Raw genomic sequence first — 15,767 nt, forward strand, 5'->3', positions numbered from 1 at the left:
GACCAGTCCTTTCGCCTTGAGCGATGCAATATCCATAATGTTCTTATTTTGTTCTTGTGCCCGAGAGTCAAGAGGCATGCTTTGATGACAGATACAGATTCCGCGCTCGGGAAGGACTTCGACTTTCCGAAGCGAGAGCGGGGAAGTGCACATACGTCACCCGCGCAAGCTGGACGATCTCAGCTGACGTTTTTGGTAAAGCGAAATGGATTTTGGGCCATGAGGAACGCTAGCGAACCTGACATACCCGCTCAATCGTTAGGTTCCGCTGACAATGCCCTCCTGAGGATACAGCAGGAGATTCCATGGGCGTTTGAGCCATTGGTGACCATCAAAACGGCAGTGTGGGAACAAACAAAGTCCTTATTCGACCGGCCCGAGCGTGACGTCAAAACGCCCGCTTACTTCAACCGGGTTACTCAGGTCGACATCTCGCCCGTAGTTTTTGCTCGTCCCCATCTGGGTGGTGAAAGTTCCAGCGATCTTGAGCTCATCTCCATCCACGGACTTGCTCTCCAAGACCAGGTCGATTCCGCCTTCATCTTCATCTGTGCCAGCGTACAGTTTTTGCCGATCGCCGTCGACAAGTCGGGTCAATGTGATTTCACCCGAGTTCAGGTTGCTCCCCATGGTTTCGAACCCAAGCGTAAATGTTTGGAATTTTGCCTTGGTTTGTTTGTCACCCGGCCGGGCGAAAATGTTGACGCTTGTGTAGCTTTCGGACCCCGACCAGTCGCTTTGGCTCTTCCAAAGTGGAAAGGCATAGGTCGTTTCATCGATCTCCAGGGTGACCTCTCCAGCTTCTTCGGCCGATGCAGTCACGATTGTCGACGCGGCCATCAAAGCGACGGCTAAGTATCGGATTTTCATCTTGAATTCCTTCAGCTCAATCCATTGTCTGTCGAATAGGTTAGCAGCCGCCGGGGCGGCTTGGACATAGGCCGGTTGCCCTAATAATATTGCTCAGGATGCATGTCCGTCCTCCAGAGCCACTATATTGCGGTGACGCTCGCATGCATGTTCCGACCAGAAGACGACCTGTTCTGAACGCCTGGACGGGTGAGGGCCAAATACGAACGCGCCGATCTGCTGCCCGTACACCACACGTATGCAGGCGGCCGACCCAGCGCCTGCGCTACCGGCATTCGCGCTCCAAGTCTTCGACATCGACGCGCATCGCCTTGGCAATCCGGTCTAGGGCGAGCGCCAACGGATTGCGAGCCCCGCCCTCAACACCGCCAAGATAGGTCTGATGGATATGCGCGCGGTTCCTCTGATAATTCTTTAGTCCCTTTCACTTTCGCGGTAAAAAAGAGTTTCCGTGCAAAGCGAATGGAACAGGGAGCGATCACTCAAAACCCCATGTAGCCTGGAATCATGGATTTCCTCGAGTACAGCTTTAACCCGATATGAGTTTTCGATAGCCGAGATATTAAGGCTTACAACAACAGAGCAGCAATCTGAGAGTTGGTCGACAAGCCGTCTGGCTGTCGTCCAGTCATGGGTTTGAAACTCCACCAGCTTTCGCCGCTTAAGTCCAGGGAGTTCGAAATCAGTCTGATCCAAATCTGAACGTGTTTGCCGCATCACGAAAAGCTCCTGTTCTGGAGCCGATCCTTGATCGCATGGCTTGCGGGTAAGCGGCCGGTCAACGGCAACCGCTTTAGCTGTATTTATAATGCGCCCGCAAGCTGGGTCTCAAATCGGCGCCTCAATTAGTTGCATTTGCAACCACATGCCCGGACTTTCGTCAAGTGTAAAATCGGAGCCCATGATTTTGGAGAGTTTTTCTCCGGAATTCGCCTCAGATAGAACCTATGCTTCGCAAAAACCTCTCGAACAGATGAGCTTGCGAATGGATACCGAGCTTGGCGTAAATGTGACGCTTGTGGTTCGTGACCGTGCCTACCTCGATCGATAGCCTGTACGCGATCGACTTGGTTGCATGCCCCCGCAGCAGGAGCTCGACAACCTGGCATTCGCGGTCGGTCAGGTTGCCCATCGCTTCAATCCGCGTGCGCAGATCAATCGGCACGCGGGTCCTGCCGTCGTCACGTTGCATCCTGTCGAGCCGTCTTATCCTGTGGCGAACGAACAGGTCGATGATCGGCCAAAAGCTCCTGAGAAGCCCGAATTCCTGATCGGAAAAGGCTGGCGACTTCATCTCGCGTTCTACAAATACGTGAACGACCCTTGCGTGGCTTATCGGTACGATGAAGCGAACTTCGTCGCGAACATCCGTATGAATGTAGTGGTAGCGGTAGAACTCGCTCTCAAAGAAGTCATCAGGCATGATATCCTGAAGCCGGAGTACTCCCGATATTGATTTCTGGGCTTCGATGACAAATGGATCAAGCAGGAACAGACCATCAGTGAAGTCCTGCATTTGCTCCCGCAGTCTTTTTTCTTGGAGGTTTGAGCCAAGCAGTTCAGGCGGCGTTGTGCCATCGAAGGCGTAGACGATCAGGTTGTCGAATGGGCAGAGCCTGCCAAGCTCGGTCTGAAGGCTCTTGTAGTCCTGTTCATTCTCTGCAGAAGAGATCAGCCGGGCAATCGACTCCATCGATTGACCAAAGGATTGGATGTCAACGCTCAAGGTGAAGTCTCGATGTGTCCATGGAATGCCCTCCGTGTGCTCAAACCCGGCCTGTCATGTTTATGACATATGCAAGCCCGGTCTGATGTCTTTTCCTCGCTAGACAAGCAGCAGGTGATCCATAGCGGGGTAAGACGCATGAAAAACGAAGCGATGAAAGCTAGTCAAGTTAGGTTGCGCGCTTTGTTGCTGGCAACGGTAGCATTGAGCGGGCAGCATGCACTGGCCCAGGAAGCAACGGAGCCTCCCTCCGAGCCGGAACGTGCAGAGGCAAACAAGCTGGACACCATTTTTGTCACTGCTCGCCGGCGAGCTGAGCAGGTCAGTGAAGTGCCGACGAGTCTGGACGTGTTCTCCGGGGACTCGCTTGAGGAGCTCGGTGTCACCTCGCTTGAGACACTTCAATATCAAACTCCGGGCCTCAACATCGCGGTCGGCGGAGAAAGTACGCGGGTCTCACTGCGGGGTGTCGGAACCAATATCGCTTCCGGAGCCCCTTCTGTCGCTGTGCATATTGATGGCGTTTATATTCCCAACACACAGTTCGCGCTAACCGAATTGTTCGATCTTGCACGTGTAGAGGTCCTGAAAGGGCCACAGGGGACCCTGTACGGCCGCAACGCTACTGGCGGTGTCATCAACCTGGTCACAGAAGAACCGGGGTCTGAGTTCAGCGCTGACGGCTGGCTCGGATATGGAAGCTTCGACCTCGTAACCGCGCAGGCGGGTGCTTCAATCCCGCTTGGAGACCGCGGTGGAATTCGGGTCAGTGGCGCGTTCGCCGATGATGAGGGCTATACTGAGAACCTCAATCCGGCGGGCGGTGAAATTGACAGCCGTGGCTATGCCGGCGCACGCCTGAGAGGCCAGTACGACCTGTCAGAGTCCCTGAGTGCGGACTTCACGGTCCAGTATTCGGAGGACGATGGAACACTCGGTTACGGTGGCTCCAACAATCCTGCGTCGCCCGTATTCGCCAGTGTGCCGGAGGCTCAGCGCAGATCACCGGGCGAAATCAACGTCGACACGGCACCTGACTCATACAAGGAGGGTTTGCTGCTCTCGGGAACGCTGACCTGGGATGTTGGCAATATGACCCTGAAGTCGATTACCGGATATGGCGAGTACGAGTTCAACAAGCGTGAAGATGTCGACGGTTCAGGTGGCTTCATTGCTTTTGCCACAACGGATTTTCAGACCGAGTTTTTTTCGCAGGAGCTCCAGATCCTCGGCGAAGAGCCGGGTGGCCTGAGCTGGACGGCCGGTCTGTATTATGCAAGCGAAAGCAATCGTGGCCGGGGCATTGAAACCGATGCGGATTTCCCTGACCCGACACCCTTTATTTTTACGGATGTCTCGCAAAGCATCGACAGTGAAACTGTCGCTGCATTCGGCGAATTGACAGTGCCCCTGACGTCAAAACTCTCCGCAACAGTTGGCGGACGCTACACATCTGCCGAGCAAACCGGCAATGGTGTCTTCGCCGCTCCCCTTTTTCTGCCAGAGCCTATTCCCACCAGCGCTTCGACCGATGACGAAGGTTTCGCTCCCAAGCTGCTCCTGGAGTATCGCCCATATGATGGCGGACATCTCTATGCGAGCGTGACAAGAGGTTTCAAGAGCGGTGGTGTGAACATTGGTTTCGAGGGTGACACCTTCGATCCGGAGAAAATCTGGGCCTATGAAATCGGTTCGAAGAACCGGCTGGCCAATGGCCGGGTCGAACTCGACCTCGCCGGGTTCTATTACGACTATACCGACCTCCAGCTCAGGACAGCGCTCTTCACCGATAATGGCATCGATATTCGCGTCACCAACGCGACAAAGGCCAAGATTGCAGGGGTTGAGCTATCGTCACTATTCCAGGTCACGCCTGACCTGTCCGTTGACCTGAGCGGGGCATACATCGACTCGGAGCTTGAGAATTTCATCTCTCCGGTCACGCTGACGGAGCTCCAGGGGCAACCTACGCCGTTGACGCCGGAAGTCAGCTATACCCTTGGCGCGCAGTACGAAACCCAGGCTTTTGGCCAAGGTACACTCACAGCGCGGGTAGAGGCGAACCATCAGTCATCCATAACCTTCCCCCAGTTCACGGATCTGCAACGGGAACGACGGGATGCAATCACACTCGTCAATGCGAATCTGCGATATGACTTTCCCGGCGAGCAGTACTACCTCGCCCTGATCGGCAGGAATCTCACGGACGAGCAGTACCTGACACAACGCTTCTTCTACGAGGGCTTTGCCGACACGGAATACTATGCCGCGCCTCGCACGATCGAGGCCCGTATCGGCTTCCGGTTCTAAGGAGGTCGATAATGGTTTCAATTTCCGCCCGGCCATTCGACTGGCCCTATGACGACAATCTGGATCCGGCGACTACAGCCATTCTGGTGATTGACATGCAGAAAGGGTTCTTCGCCTCCGATGGATATCTTGCAGGCAAGGGCTATGACACATCGCCAATGCAGACAGTCATCGGCACCGTTTCACGGCTGGTCAAAGGTGCGCGCGATACAGGGTGCAAGGTCATCTGGACCCGGCAAGGGTTTCGTGCTGACGCGGCTGATGCCTCACCATACGACAAATGGCGAGCGTCCCGTGCAGGTATTCAACTCGACGATGCTTCCCAGACTTCGCTCAGCCGGGGTACGCCGGGCCATCAGATACTTCCCGAGCTTGCCCCTCATCCATCAGACATAATCGTCGACAAGACCGCAAACGGGGCATTTTACCAGACCGATCTGGAAATGATCCTGAGGTCGCAGTCCATCACCAATCTTATCTTTTGCGGTGTGACGACGGATGTATGTGTTCACACAACTCTACGCGAAGCCGTCGACCGCAAGTATCAGTGCATGCTGGTTGAAGACGCATGCGCGAGTGGCGACCAATATGCGCATGATGCGGGGGTGCACATGGTAACTGTAGAGGATGGAATATTCGGTGTGGTCGCGTCGACAGATGCCGTTCTGGATGGTTTTTCCAAACTTGGATCTTCGTCAGCGGACTACAGACGGTCAGGTGTCGTCGCAGGTCGTCGCTCATGACTCTTTCAGTTTACGCCACCATGGAGCGCTGGCCCCTCAAAGAGCCATTCTCAATTGCGCGATACACCTTCGTGGAGAGCCTTGTTGTAACAATCCGTGTGCGCGACTCCGAGGGCTATGAAGGCGTAGGCGAATGTGAACCCCATGAGTGGGATGAGCAGGCTAGCCTGGGAATGCTCAAATCTGCAGGTCTTGAGCCGGACAAATGGCTGGAGCCGCAATGGGCAACGCGCCGTATCGATCGGGAGCGATTGATCCAGGAGTTGCCACGTTCGCCAATCCGTAATGCCATTGACTGTGCGCTCTGGGACCTGGCGTGCAAACGCGAAGGCAAAAGGGCCAGTCATTTCGCCGATACTGAATGGTCTCCGCTGACCGTCATCCCCACGATCGGAATCGACACCCCGGAAAAAATGGAAACGATCGCCAGATCCTTCGGGCCAGTCTCGATGATCAAGGTCAAGCTCGGCGCGTCGGACGGGCTGGATGCAGACCGCATGGAAGCCGTCTCTCATGCCATGCCCGGTGTGCCCCTCCTAATAGACGTCAATACGGGTTGGTCGCCCGAAATGTTGACGTCGATGCTACCTGTTGCCCGCCGGTGCAATGTCCGCATCATCGAGCAACCCATGCTTCCTGAAATGGACGAACACATGCTGGCCCCGGTGAACGACATGCTGTATTGCGCCGATGAGAGTTGTCTGGATCGCGCGTCTCTTCCGCGAATCCAGCCCTACTTCCAGTACATCAACATCAAACTCGACAAGACGGGGGGGCTTACCGAAGCCTCGGCGCTTCGGAAAGAAGCTGAACGTCTCGGTATGGGCGTGATGGTTGGCATGATGAGCGGCACATCGCTCGCTGTCGCACCTGCCTCTCTCCTCGCGCAGGGGCTGGAGGTGGTGGACCTCGAGCTTGGCTTCCTCAAGCAGGATCGCGATCCGGCCATGAAAATTGATAGTGATCAGCTGCTTCCGCCCAAGTCCAGTCTCTGGGGATAGGATGGTAATGGGACACGACAACGAGAACAGTAACCCAGAGATAGCACGGACGAGCCTTCGATATGGCATATCAGTCCTGCTGGTGGTGGCGCTGGTCAGCATTACCTTGAACCTCGTCACATTGCCGTTTGCGCAGGTCGCCAACGAGATCAGTGAGACGTATGCGATTGACGATGTGAAGTTCAGCCTCCTGATAGGGGTGTTTTTCGCGATCCCGATCACATTGATGAGCGTGGCGGGAGGCTGGCTATCCGACCGCCTCTCCCGTCGGAACCTGCTGATGATTGCCATAGTTGCCTGGACGGTGGGCGGCATCTGGACTGCGCTGGCTCCCAGTTATGAACAGATGGCAGCCGCCAGGATGCTCGTGGCTGCTGCAGTGGGGATAAAGTTTCCGCTGACAATGACGTGGATCAATGACGCGTTTCCTGCTCACCAGAGAGCAAGGGCGATTGGCGCGCTCTTCGTCGTCCTGAACATCGGGCCAGCCACAAGCGCCGCGATTGCGGGAATGGTCCTGCAAGGCGCCGAAGAAAACGTTTTTTCGTGGCTGCCAATGGTTCCGGGCCTGGCTCCCTGGAGAACGGGCCTGCTTGTGCTCGCCTTGTTGGCTGTAGTGCCCCTTCCTTTTCTGGCTCTGCTGAAAGACGCACGACGCGGACAGGCCGAAGGGCCGGCAAACGGCAAAACGGCAGCTACGCGCTCCTACCCGATCTGGATCATCGGCGCTCTTGTGGTCAGTGCAGCATTGCTTGGGCTGGCAGACACCGCCACGCTTGGTTGGTTGCCGGCCGTGTTGAAGAGGCAGTATGATTACAGTGCCGAACAGGTTGGCTTCACTTTCGCACTCATCGTCATGACTGCGGGTATAGCAGGCCCTCTGCTTGCGGGCTTCCTCGATGACCGTCTGCATAAACGGTATGGCCTCATCGCCAGTCTTGTAACTTGCGGTATTGCTTGTGCGCTATGCGCTCCGCTGATTGCGGCGTTTGCTCAGCCCAGCGCCTACATCCTGGTGGGCGCCCTACTGGTCAGCGGGGTTATTTCAGTAATGGCCATGACAGTGGCCTACGTCGCAATCCAGTCATTGCTGTCCGCCGATACCCGGGGGGCCGGGACTGGCCTTGCCCACGCGCTGGAAAACCTGTCGCGTGCGGCGGCCCCAACGATCGTGGCATCGGTCGCACTGCTGTATACTCAGGCCCCTGGCGATGGCCTCGGTATGGGCGTTGCCACTGTTTGCGTCGCAATCTATCTGGTCAACTGTGTCCTCTATGCCGGGCTGACCCTTAACCTGGTCCGTCGCAAGCGCAGAACGGCAATGGCGGGGGCGCCAGAGCCAGCTGGAAGCTCAGGTATCCAGTAGTTGCCAAGTTCCGGTACCCCGCGATGGCTCCGGTACAGATAAGGCTTTACCCCCAAAGCTGACGGGAGGGGGGCTGGACCATCGGCCCCTCGTAGATGAGCGCATGCTCACGATCCTGCTGGCAGAGCAGCGGCGCGTCCAGATCCACATATGTGCATTTCTGACCGATAACGAAGTGTGGCGCCATTGCGAGCGATGTGCCGCCCATATTGCCGGCCATCAGGCCAAAACCTGCCTGCCTGGCCAGACCGGCGAGAGACAAGGCTTCTGTCAGCCCGCCGGTCTTGTCCAGCTTGATGTTGACGAAGTCATACAAGCCGCGAAGGCCTGTCAGCGAAGAGCTGTCGGTGCAGGATTCATCTGCGGCAAGCCGAACAGGACCAGCATAGCCTTCCAGCGTGCCATCCTCACCTACAGGAACAGGCTGCTCGATAAGTTCCACGCCAAGCTTGTGAAGCGGCCCGGCCAGGGCGTCCAGCAGGTCGCGGTCCCATGAGCCATTCGCATCAATGAGAATTCGCGCGGCCGGGTGAGCCTCGCGCGCCGCCTCCACATTTGCCAAGTGGTGCTCCCGGTCGACTTTGAGCTTGATGATCGGCATGTGCCGGACTGCATCGACAGCGTTATATATTGCGTCGCTTTCCATGATGCCGAAGGTCAGTGCGGTTTGACGAGGCTGCATATCGTCTTCGCCGAAAAGCGCCCAGATGCGCCGCCCTGCTTGTTTGCAGCGTAAATCCCACAAAGCGCAGTCGAGCGCATTTCGAGCGCCCCCCCGCGGCATCAAACGAAGCAGATCAGCTGGCTTGATGGTCTGGCCGAGCAAAGGCGTCATTTCGCGCAATTGCTGCAGCATGCCCTCTATTGTTTCGCCTTCATACGGCAGCCCGGCCGCCTCACCCCGCCCTGTTACGCCATTCTGGTCAGATAACTCGGCTACGATAACTTCCATGGCATAATAGGTTTGCCGTGCAATCCGAACGGGCGCCTTCAAGTCCCACGCCTCAGCGCGAGCTATAAGCTTTAACTCGCTCATGAGTATTTCGACGCAAACCGGAGAAAGGTGAGAATGGCGAGGTAATCGTCGCTCTCCAGTTCCACCTCGGTATCAGATATTAGTTTCGCGCCGGGATAGAATGACCGGGCATAAGCCTCGGCCCCATGCCGAAACTCCACGTTGAGCTTGAAATGGTCCGGCAGGGCAAGCGGAAGTGGCCTGTCGCTGGCGACTGCCCGGCAAACAGCTTCTTCAATGAGTTGAACAGACGAAGATGGTGCGATGGACCTGACGGATGGCCCATGCCCACTCAGTGTGTGCACTGTCATGACACCTGGGATCAGTTTCTCAGCTTCAGCGCACACTGTGCTGTCGCCGGTTACGGCAATGACCGGGACATCAACTGTTGCAGCGGCGAGGGCATAAAGGCGCAGTTCGGATGCGGTTTCGCCATTGAGTTCGATCCCGGCAAACAGCCGGCCATTTATTGTGTGGGGCGAGCGGATTACCGGCCTGGCCGGCCGCGCAGTGGAACCCTATAAAAACAGCTCCGGAAAAGCTCTCATCAATTTCCTGAACCATTCCCAGCGGATGACCGCTCCAGCCGCGAATAAGCTCGAAAGACTTGCCCTCAGGTACCTGGAAATCAGACAGGACGAGATTTCGACCGGACCCATGGGCATCCTTTGTCAGGATTTCAGTCGCGCCAGCCGTAAACGCTCCACGACTTGCCGCCATGACTTCGGCGGCCATCTGCTGGCGAAAAGGCGCGTAGTCTCCGGGCATCGCCATATTGGCTTCACTCGCGGATGCAATGCCAGCAACACCTTCGATATCTGCGCTGATGTAAATCTTCATGTCCGGTCACCATCCCTTCTATCGAACCGCACCCGGCGAGCCCGGTGGGTGTCTATCCACAATCCCCAGCTTATGCCGTCAGCGGCGACGTCAATTTCCATCGAGTAACGTTCAGCGCCGTCTTCGGACACGAGTCCAAGATGGCGGTCAGAGATAGCGAAGGCAGAAAACCGGCGCACGCCGCTATAATCGCCCTGGATCGCAACCTGGCAGTCTTCACTGGCGGATATGGCAACCGTGGCATCAAGTTCTTCACTGAAATACGCGCCCGCTGCTGCCTGTAGGATGGCCGTACATGGACGGGCTGGTTTTTCCAGCAAGTTCATCTGGTGCTTTTTACCCGCGATGGTGACAGGCAAACCGGCGTCGGGGTCATTCTCAAAGTTTGCGAGATCAGACTTTAGCCAGACCAGTGGGCCGAAGCCTATCTCTTCGAACAGGGCAAAGACCGACTGTTCGTCCTCGTAGAGGACGGGCGCAGGCAGCATGTGCATTTGCGACAGGCCTAGCAGTCCGTTCACGTCTCCGAATGAAAGCAACACCCCTGAGGAGTGCGCGAAATGATGGCCGGGCAGATAACCGAAATCGGCCGTTCTTGCGCGCCTACGCGCCGCTTCGGAGAACTTGCCGGATAGACAATTATCCAAGGCAGAGAAAGCAAGCTGCGTCGCGCTCGCAGCAGCACCATTCACAGCAATTACGATGTCGGTTTCATGTTCCGGCACGCTGATGATTTGGGCATTCAGTCCGAACAGACCGCCAGAATGCTGGAAAACTTCCACACCGCGATAGGAGTGAGGTTTGATGCCCATGGCATATGTCGTCTCGAAACCGCTCGCGAGTGTGGCAGGCGCAAGAAGCTCCTCCCATGTCGTATCCGTGCCAACATTCTTTGTGCCTCGCAGGTGCGCAAGCCAGCGAAGCATGTCGTCGACTGTGCTTACAATGCCGCCATCCCCGCGGATCTCCGTATCGACGGGTGGCCGTTCCCAGCGCTCTCCATTTCTGACATGCGCTGATGCCAGGCCCGGCACCATCTCGTGGTCATTCTCGACGATATCTGTGTCGAACATGGCCAGCGGCTCGAAAATGCGCCGTCTGGTAAAGTCGGGAAATGTTTCACCGGAAATCTTTTCGATCACATCGGAAATCGCAACGAATGTTCCGTTGCAATAGAGCTGCTCCGCGCCGGGGTCATACTGGAGACCTTTCTGCCGACTCTGGGCTTGCTCTTGCCAGTCCCGCGGCTGAGGCGCGTAGCCATTGGCAATACTTCCCAGTTCCAGCGTGCACCGCAGCCCGCTTGTATGGGTCATGAATTGCCGGAGCGTTGCCTCTCCAGCAGGGCCTCGAAACCTGGGAAGGTAAGTCGACACTGGCGCGTCAATATCGACCTTGCTTTCTTCGGCGAGCAACATCAGCGCAAGACACGTGAACTGCTTGGTAATGGAGGCGAAACGGATACGGGTCTGGGGTGTATTGGCGAGGCCATGCTGGACGCTCGCCAGCCCGAAGCCACGTCGGTAGATGAATTCCGGACCCGATCTCACAGCCACGATCATTCCTGGCGCATTGCTGTCATTGAACCCCGAAAACAGGTGATCGAGGGCCTCTGCCTGCCTTGTTTCTGGTCGCTGTGGTATCGTCACCAAGAGAATTTGCCTCACACTTCGATGGTCTGCCTATACCCTAAGGAAAGGGGACGCGCGCACCATGTCATAACCTTGCTATCCAAGACGTTTGCGACCGCGGCTACACAGGTAGCCCAATTCGAGGTTCAGGATGGACACACAGAAGATCAGGAAAATCGACGCGCTGTTTGATGCGTTTAACTGCGCTGATGAGCCGGGATGCGCTGTCGCTGTCAGTGTTGATGGACAACCGGTATATAGGCAGGCTTTTGGCATGGCTGACCTGAAGCAGGGCGTTGCGAACCAAGTTTCAACGCCCATGCCGGTCGGGTCAATCGCCAAGCAGTTCACGTCCGCGGCCGTCCTGCTGCTCGAGGCTCAAGGCCGCCTCGCGCTCGACGACACTCTTGGAAAATGGCTTCCCGAGTTATCTTCCGAACATGAAGAGGTTACGATTGAGCAACTGATGCGCCATCAGGGCGGGGTCAGATGCTATCTCGATCACTGGATGTTCAATGCTTACCGCACTTTAAGTGCAGACACGCCCTGGATGATCCAGAGCCGTCAGCAGAGCCTGAATTTCAAGCCTGGCACGCGGAGCGCTTACAGCAATGGCGGATACCTGCTGCTGACAGCTATTATAGAACGGGCCAGAGGCATCCCCTTCGATCCGTTTGTCGCCCAAAATCTTTTTGGACCGGCCGGCATGTACGCCTCATGCATCGCGCCATGGAACGAAATAACCTCTGGCGCGGCGTCTGCTTACCTCTTCGATCAGGATGCCAGCATATGGCGCCCCGCTCCAAAGCTGACAGAAAGAGCCTTTGGGGATGGCGGTCTTATCTCGAGTGTCGACGATTTGCTTCGCTGGGCCAGCTTCCTCCGAACGTCTTCAGGGCCGGTGCAGCTGGATAATTTGCTAGCGCCAAACGTTTCTCGCGCAGTGGGGCCCTCTGACTATCGTTATGGTGTGATTGAACAGGATTGGCGTGGCGTGCGCCTCGTACATCATGCTGGTGGGATGCCCGGAGCCAACAGCATTCTTGCAATGCTTCCAGATGAAGGCATTGACGTCGCCATCCTTTTCAATCGTCCGGCATCTGCAATGACGTACGCTTTCGATGTACTTGAGATCATTCTGGGAGACCGGCTGGAGGCTACATCCGATACCCCACTGACCGAGGACTTTGAAGACCTTCTGGGGACTTACTGGGCGCCCGAAAGCGGGTTTATGTTTGCGTTGTGCGACCTGGGCGGCCAGCTCGGTTTGAGCTTTTTTGGAGATAGTGCCTTTCCACTCGAGAGCTGGCATGGCGATCCCGACGCCTTGCCATTCTGGGCCGATGCAGGCGCATCGCAAATCCGGTTTCGACAAAACGATGTTTCGGGTGCTCTGGATTACTTTGATGGCAGGAGCTGGCTCCAGACTGAAAGACTGGAACCGTCCACGCCTGATCCTGAACGGATTGTCGCGCTCACGCCTGGACGGTTTCATTCAGTGGCTGCCGACGCACAACTGGAGCTGAAGGTGAAAGCAGGCCGGCTGGTTGTGGAGATTGAGGGAAGCGCCGGACTTAGCCGTTACGATGCAGAAGCCCTGACAGAAAATCTTGTGCGTTTCTGGCCGCCTTTGTTTCCGGCTGGGAAGCTGGCACGGATTATTCGTCATGATGGGGCCGTGGAGGCAATTGCCGTGAGCACGCCTCGCACCTGTGAAACGCTTTTCAAGAACATCGATACATAACTGTCAGGGAGGCTGTTTTGATAACCGCCGATTTTTTAGTCGTGGGAGGTGGCATCGCCGGATCATCTGCCGCAGCCGGGCTTGCTCCACATGGGCGAACAATCATGCTCGAGGCGGAAGACGCCTTTGGTTACCACTCGAGTGGACGAAGCGCGACCTATTATCACTTCGGTATAGGCAATTCGACCGTGCGCGGACTGACGGCATTTTCCAGGCGGCACTTCGAGAGCAAAACCTTGAAGGGGGTCGCCCGTTCCCATCTGTCACCAGCCCTGTTTGTTGCGACCTCGGACATGCTCACGGAAATGGATGCACTGCGGCGAGAAATGGGACGATTTACAGATAGTCTCGAGCATATTGATGAGGTCGCTCTGCGTAAAATTGTGCCCGTCCTCAAAAGCGGAGACGAAGGCCTGCTGGCAGGCATCATGGACCATTCTGCCCGGCGTCTCGACAGTGATGCACTTCTGCAGGATTACCGAGCGGCGCTCAGTCAGGAAGGTGGAAAATCGGTCACCAATGCCCGCGTTGCCAGCATTGAACGTAAGGACGGAAGCTGGGTGATAACGACAACCAGGAACGAATGCTACGCAGCACCCGTACTCGTCAATGCAGCGGGGGCCTGGTGTGATCACGTCGCAGGCATGGCTGGTGTCGAACCATTGGAGCTTAAGTCCCTGCGCCGGACGATAATCTCGATTGACGCCCCGCCCGAGCACGATGCCAGGTCCTGGCCCTTCACCAAGACAGTTGTCGACGACTTCTACATGCTGCCGGAATCCGGCAGACTGCTCGCCTGTCCGGTCGACGAAGTTCCAAGCGACCCAACAGACGCTCAGCCCGAAGATTATGACATTGCGCTGGCGGCGGCAAAGGTTGAAGAATACACGAGCATACCCGTCCGCCGTATCGCTCATAAATGGGCCGGATTGCGCACCTTTACGCGTGACCGTGTGCCGGTCGCAGGTTTCGCGCCCGATGCGGCCGGCTTTTTCTGGCTCGCGGGGCAGGGCGGCTATGGATTGCAAACCGCCCCGGCGATGAGCGCCATAACCGAGGCGTTGATTACCGGAGCACCCTGGCCGGATGACCTGGAACAGCTCGGCGTTACAGAAAGCGCACTCAGCGTTGAACGACTGAAGCAGGCGGACAAGAATACTGAGGTTGCGCCCCCGGAGGCACGTGGCAATGCGTGAGGTCAATTTCGATGGCCTCATAGGGCCCAGTCATAATTATGCAGGCCTTTCGCTTGGCAACATCGCTTCATCCAGCAATGCCGGGGACGTCTCTCATCCACGCAAGGCTGCGTTGCAGGGCGTTGCAAAGATGCGTCGGATGATCGAGCTCGGTCTTCTTCAGGGTATTTTACTTCCACATGATCGCCCAAACGTCGCCTGGCTTCGCAAGCTTGGGTTTTCCGGGAACGATGAGGATGTTCTTGCCAGAGCCTGGCGCGAAGAAAAGCACCTGTTCGTAAACGCATTCTCGGCTTCACCGATGTGGACTGCGAACGCGGCAACGGTCTCTCCTTCGCCTGATACGTCTGATGGGCGGTGTCACCTGTCCGTCGCGAACCTCTCAACCATGCTTCATCGCAGCAACGAACCCGCGCAGACGGAGCGTCAGTTGCTACTGGCCTTTTCTGAAAGTGCACACTTTGCGGTACATGGTCCGCTACCCGGTCATATTGGTGATGAAGGGGCCGCAAATTTCATGCGTGTTGGCCCTTCCCATGGAGCGGCATCATTGGAGATTTTCGTCTATGGCTTGCAGGGTGATAACGCATTCCCGGCGCGTCAGAGCGATGCCGCAGGCCGTGCAATCGCCAGGAGGCACGGTCTCGCAGATCTCCGGCAGCTCCATGTGCAGCAAAGCTCTGCGGCGATCGCGGCGGGCGCTTTCCACAACGATGTCGTCGCCGTCGCAAACGAAAATGTGCTCTTTACCCACGAACAAGCCTTCGAGAAGCAGAACGAAGTATATGCCGAAATCCGCGAGTGCGCGCGAGATACGATCATTCTCGAAGTTCCCACCACAGCGGTCAGCCTCGATGAGGCGATAAAGTCCTATCTTTTCAACTCGAAGCTAGTAACGCTACCGGATGGAGCGATGATCCTGGTCGTGCCCGGCGAATGTCGTGAGAGCCCCTCGGTCTGGCAGTGGCTTTGCGACAATACAGGCGGCGACCATCCGGTCTCAGATGTGGAAGTCGTAGAGGTGCGTGAATCCATGAGAAATGGTGGCGGCCCTGCCTGTCTCAGGCTGCGCGTGGCCGCTAGCGAAGCTGCCATAGCCGCAATTGATTCTCGCTTCCTTATTGATGAACGCAAGTGCGACCTGCTTGCTCATATAATCGAAACGCAATGGCCAGAACGCATTTCACCCACTGATCTCAGCAGTCCTGATCTCTGGGCAGAATGTAGGCACGCACGATTATCGCTGCTTGATGCTCTGAACTTCGCGTCTGACGAACTTTGACGGCCCACAATGTCCATTCGAAGTTGTAATCATCAGGCTGACG

General features: G+C 56.5%; 13 protein-coding genes. 7 read left to right on the forward strand and 6 right to left on the reverse strand.

Features of this window, described 5'->3' with window-relative positions:
* Positions 1–363: 363 nt before the first annotated feature.
* Together Q1K31_RS11985 and Q1K31_RS11990 are read right to left on the reverse strand one after the other, a co-directional pair.
* Complete coding sequence (locus tag Q1K31_RS11985) at positions 364–870, reverse strand: hypothetical protein (RefSeq protein WP_300379763.1); 507 nt, start codon at positions 868–870, stop codon at positions 364–366.
* A 934-nt stretch (positions 871–1,804) separates the two neighbouring features.
* On the reverse strand, positions 1,805–2,596 hold the full coding sequence (locus tag Q1K31_RS11990) for a helix-turn-helix transcriptional regulator (protein ID WP_300379766.1): 792 nt from the start codon (positions 2,594–2,596) through the stop codon (positions 1,805–1,807).
* A 204-nt stretch (positions 2,597–2,800) separates the two neighbouring features.
* On the opposite strand from Q1K31_RS11990, the gene Q1K31_RS11995 reads away from it, so the two are divergent.
* Genes Q1K31_RS11995 through Q1K31_RS12010 form a run of 4 tightly spaced genes read left to right on the forward strand, consistent with a single transcriptional unit; the run spans position 2,801 to position 8,016 of the window.
* Complete coding sequence (locus Q1K31_RS11995; protein WP_300379768.1) at positions 2,801–4,906, forward strand: TonB-dependent receptor; 2,106 nt, start codon at positions 2,801–2,803, stop codon at positions 4,904–4,906.
* 11 nt (positions 4,907–4,917) lie between these two features.
* Positions 4,918–5,649 (forward strand): cysteine hydrolase family protein, encoded by a 732-nt coding sequence (locus Q1K31_RS12000; RefSeq protein WP_300379771.1) that lies wholly within the window; start codon positions 4,918–4,920, stop codon positions 5,647–5,649.
* Positions 5,646–6,650, forward strand: a complete 1,005-nt coding sequence (locus Q1K31_RS12005) for an enolase C-terminal domain-like protein (RefSeq protein WP_300379774.1) — start codon at positions 5,646–5,648, stop codon at positions 6,648–6,650. The genes Q1K31_RS12000 and Q1K31_RS12005 overlap by 4 nt, the downstream gene beginning before the upstream one ends.
* Before the next feature lie 7 nt (positions 6,651–6,657).
* Positions 6,658–8,016, forward strand: a complete 1,359-nt coding sequence (locus Q1K31_RS12010) for an MFS transporter (RefSeq protein ID WP_300379777.1) — start codon at positions 6,658–6,660, stop codon at positions 8,014–8,016.
* 46 nt (positions 8,017–8,062) lie between these two features.
* Here the strand turns inward: Q1K31_RS12010 and Q1K31_RS12015 are convergent, their stop codons facing one another.
* Genes Q1K31_RS12015 through Q1K31_RS12030 form a run of 4 tightly spaced genes read right to left on the reverse strand, consistent with a single transcriptional unit; the run spans position 8,063 to position 11,538 of the window.
* Entirely contained in the window at positions 8,063–9,052 is a 990-nt protein-coding gene (locus tag Q1K31_RS12015; protein WP_300379779.1) for a dipeptide epimerase, read from the reverse strand.
* Positions 9,049–9,519 (reverse strand): M55 family metallopeptidase, encoded by a 471-nt coding sequence (locus Q1K31_RS12020; RefSeq protein WP_367187582.1) that lies wholly within the window; start codon positions 9,517–9,519, stop codon positions 9,049–9,051. The genes Q1K31_RS12015 and Q1K31_RS12020 overlap by 4 nt, the downstream gene beginning before the upstream one ends.
* On the reverse strand, positions 9,413–9,871 hold the full coding sequence (locus Q1K31_RS12025; protein WP_300379781.1) for a M55 family metallopeptidase: 459 nt from the start codon (positions 9,869–9,871) through the stop codon (positions 9,413–9,415). Before Q1K31_RS12025 ends, Q1K31_RS12020 begins: the two co-directional genes overlap by 107 nt.
* The gene (locus Q1K31_RS12030; protein ID WP_367187580.1) at positions 9,868–11,538 is read right to left on the reverse strand and encodes a serine hydrolase domain-containing protein; all 1,671 of its coding nucleotides are present in this window, start codon (positions 11,536–11,538) and stop codon (positions 9,868–9,870) included. The genes Q1K31_RS12025 and Q1K31_RS12030 overlap by 4 nt, the downstream gene beginning before the upstream one ends.
* A 115-nt stretch (positions 11,539–11,653) precedes the next feature.
* On the opposite strand from Q1K31_RS12030, the gene Q1K31_RS12035 reads away from it, so the two are divergent.
* Genes Q1K31_RS12035 through Q1K31_RS12045 form a run of 3 tightly spaced genes read left to right on the forward strand, consistent with a single transcriptional unit; the run spans position 11,654 to position 15,724 of the window.
* Positions 11,654–13,246 (forward strand): serine hydrolase, encoded by a 1,593-nt coding sequence (locus Q1K31_RS12035; protein WP_300379784.1) that lies wholly within the window; start codon positions 11,654–11,656, stop codon positions 13,244–13,246.
* Positions 13,247–13,287: 41 nt separating this feature from the next.
* The gene (locus Q1K31_RS12040) at positions 13,288–14,442 is read left to right on the forward strand and encodes an FAD-binding oxidoreductase (protein WP_300380374.1); all 1,155 of its coding nucleotides are present in this window, start codon (positions 13,288–13,290) and stop codon (positions 14,440–14,442) included.
* Positions 14,429–15,724, forward strand: a complete 1,296-nt coding sequence (locus Q1K31_RS12045; protein ID WP_367187581.1) for an N-succinylarginine dihydrolase — start codon at positions 14,429–14,431, stop codon at positions 15,722–15,724. Before Q1K31_RS12040 ends, Q1K31_RS12045 begins: the two co-directional genes overlap by 14 nt.
* Positions 15,725–15,767: the final 43 nt, after the last annotated feature.

Origin of the sequence: Henriciella sp., from assembly GCF_029936995.1 — a bacterium.
In the GTDB taxonomy this organism is placed as follows: Bacteria; Pseudomonadota; Alphaproteobacteria; order Caulobacterales; family Hyphomonadaceae; genus Henriciella.

What these genes read in the sequence shown, in the direction of transcription:
- Q1K31_RS11985 (WP_300379763.1), bottom strand. Translation starts at nt 870, where the DNA reads ATGAAAATCCGATACTTAGCCGTCGCTTTGATGGCCGCGTCGACAATC.
- Q1K31_RS12010 (WP_300379777.1), top strand. Translation starts at nt 6,658, where the DNA reads ATGGGACACGACAACGAGAACAGTAACCCAGAGATAGCACGGACGAGC.
- Q1K31_RS12015 (WP_300379779.1), bottom strand. Translation starts at nt 9,052, where the DNA reads ATGAGCGAGTTAAAGCTTATAGCTCGCGCTGAGGCGTGGGACTTGAAG.
- Q1K31_RS12005 (WP_300379774.1), top strand. Translation starts at nt 5,646, where the DNA reads ATGACTCTTTCAGTTTACGCCACCATGGAGCGCTGGCCCCTCAAAGAG.
- Q1K31_RS12035 (WP_300379784.1), top strand. Translation starts at nt 11,654, where the DNA reads ATGGACACACAGAAGATCAGGAAAATCGACGCGCTGTTTGATGCGTTT.
- Q1K31_RS12000 (WP_300379771.1), top strand. Translation starts at nt 4,918, where the DNA reads ATGGTTTCAATTTCCGCCCGGCCATTCGACTGGCCCTATGACGACAAT.
- Q1K31_RS12025 (WP_300379781.1), bottom strand. Translation starts at nt 9,871, where the DNA reads ATGAAGATTTACATCAGCGCAGATATCGAAGGTGTTGCTGGCATTGCA.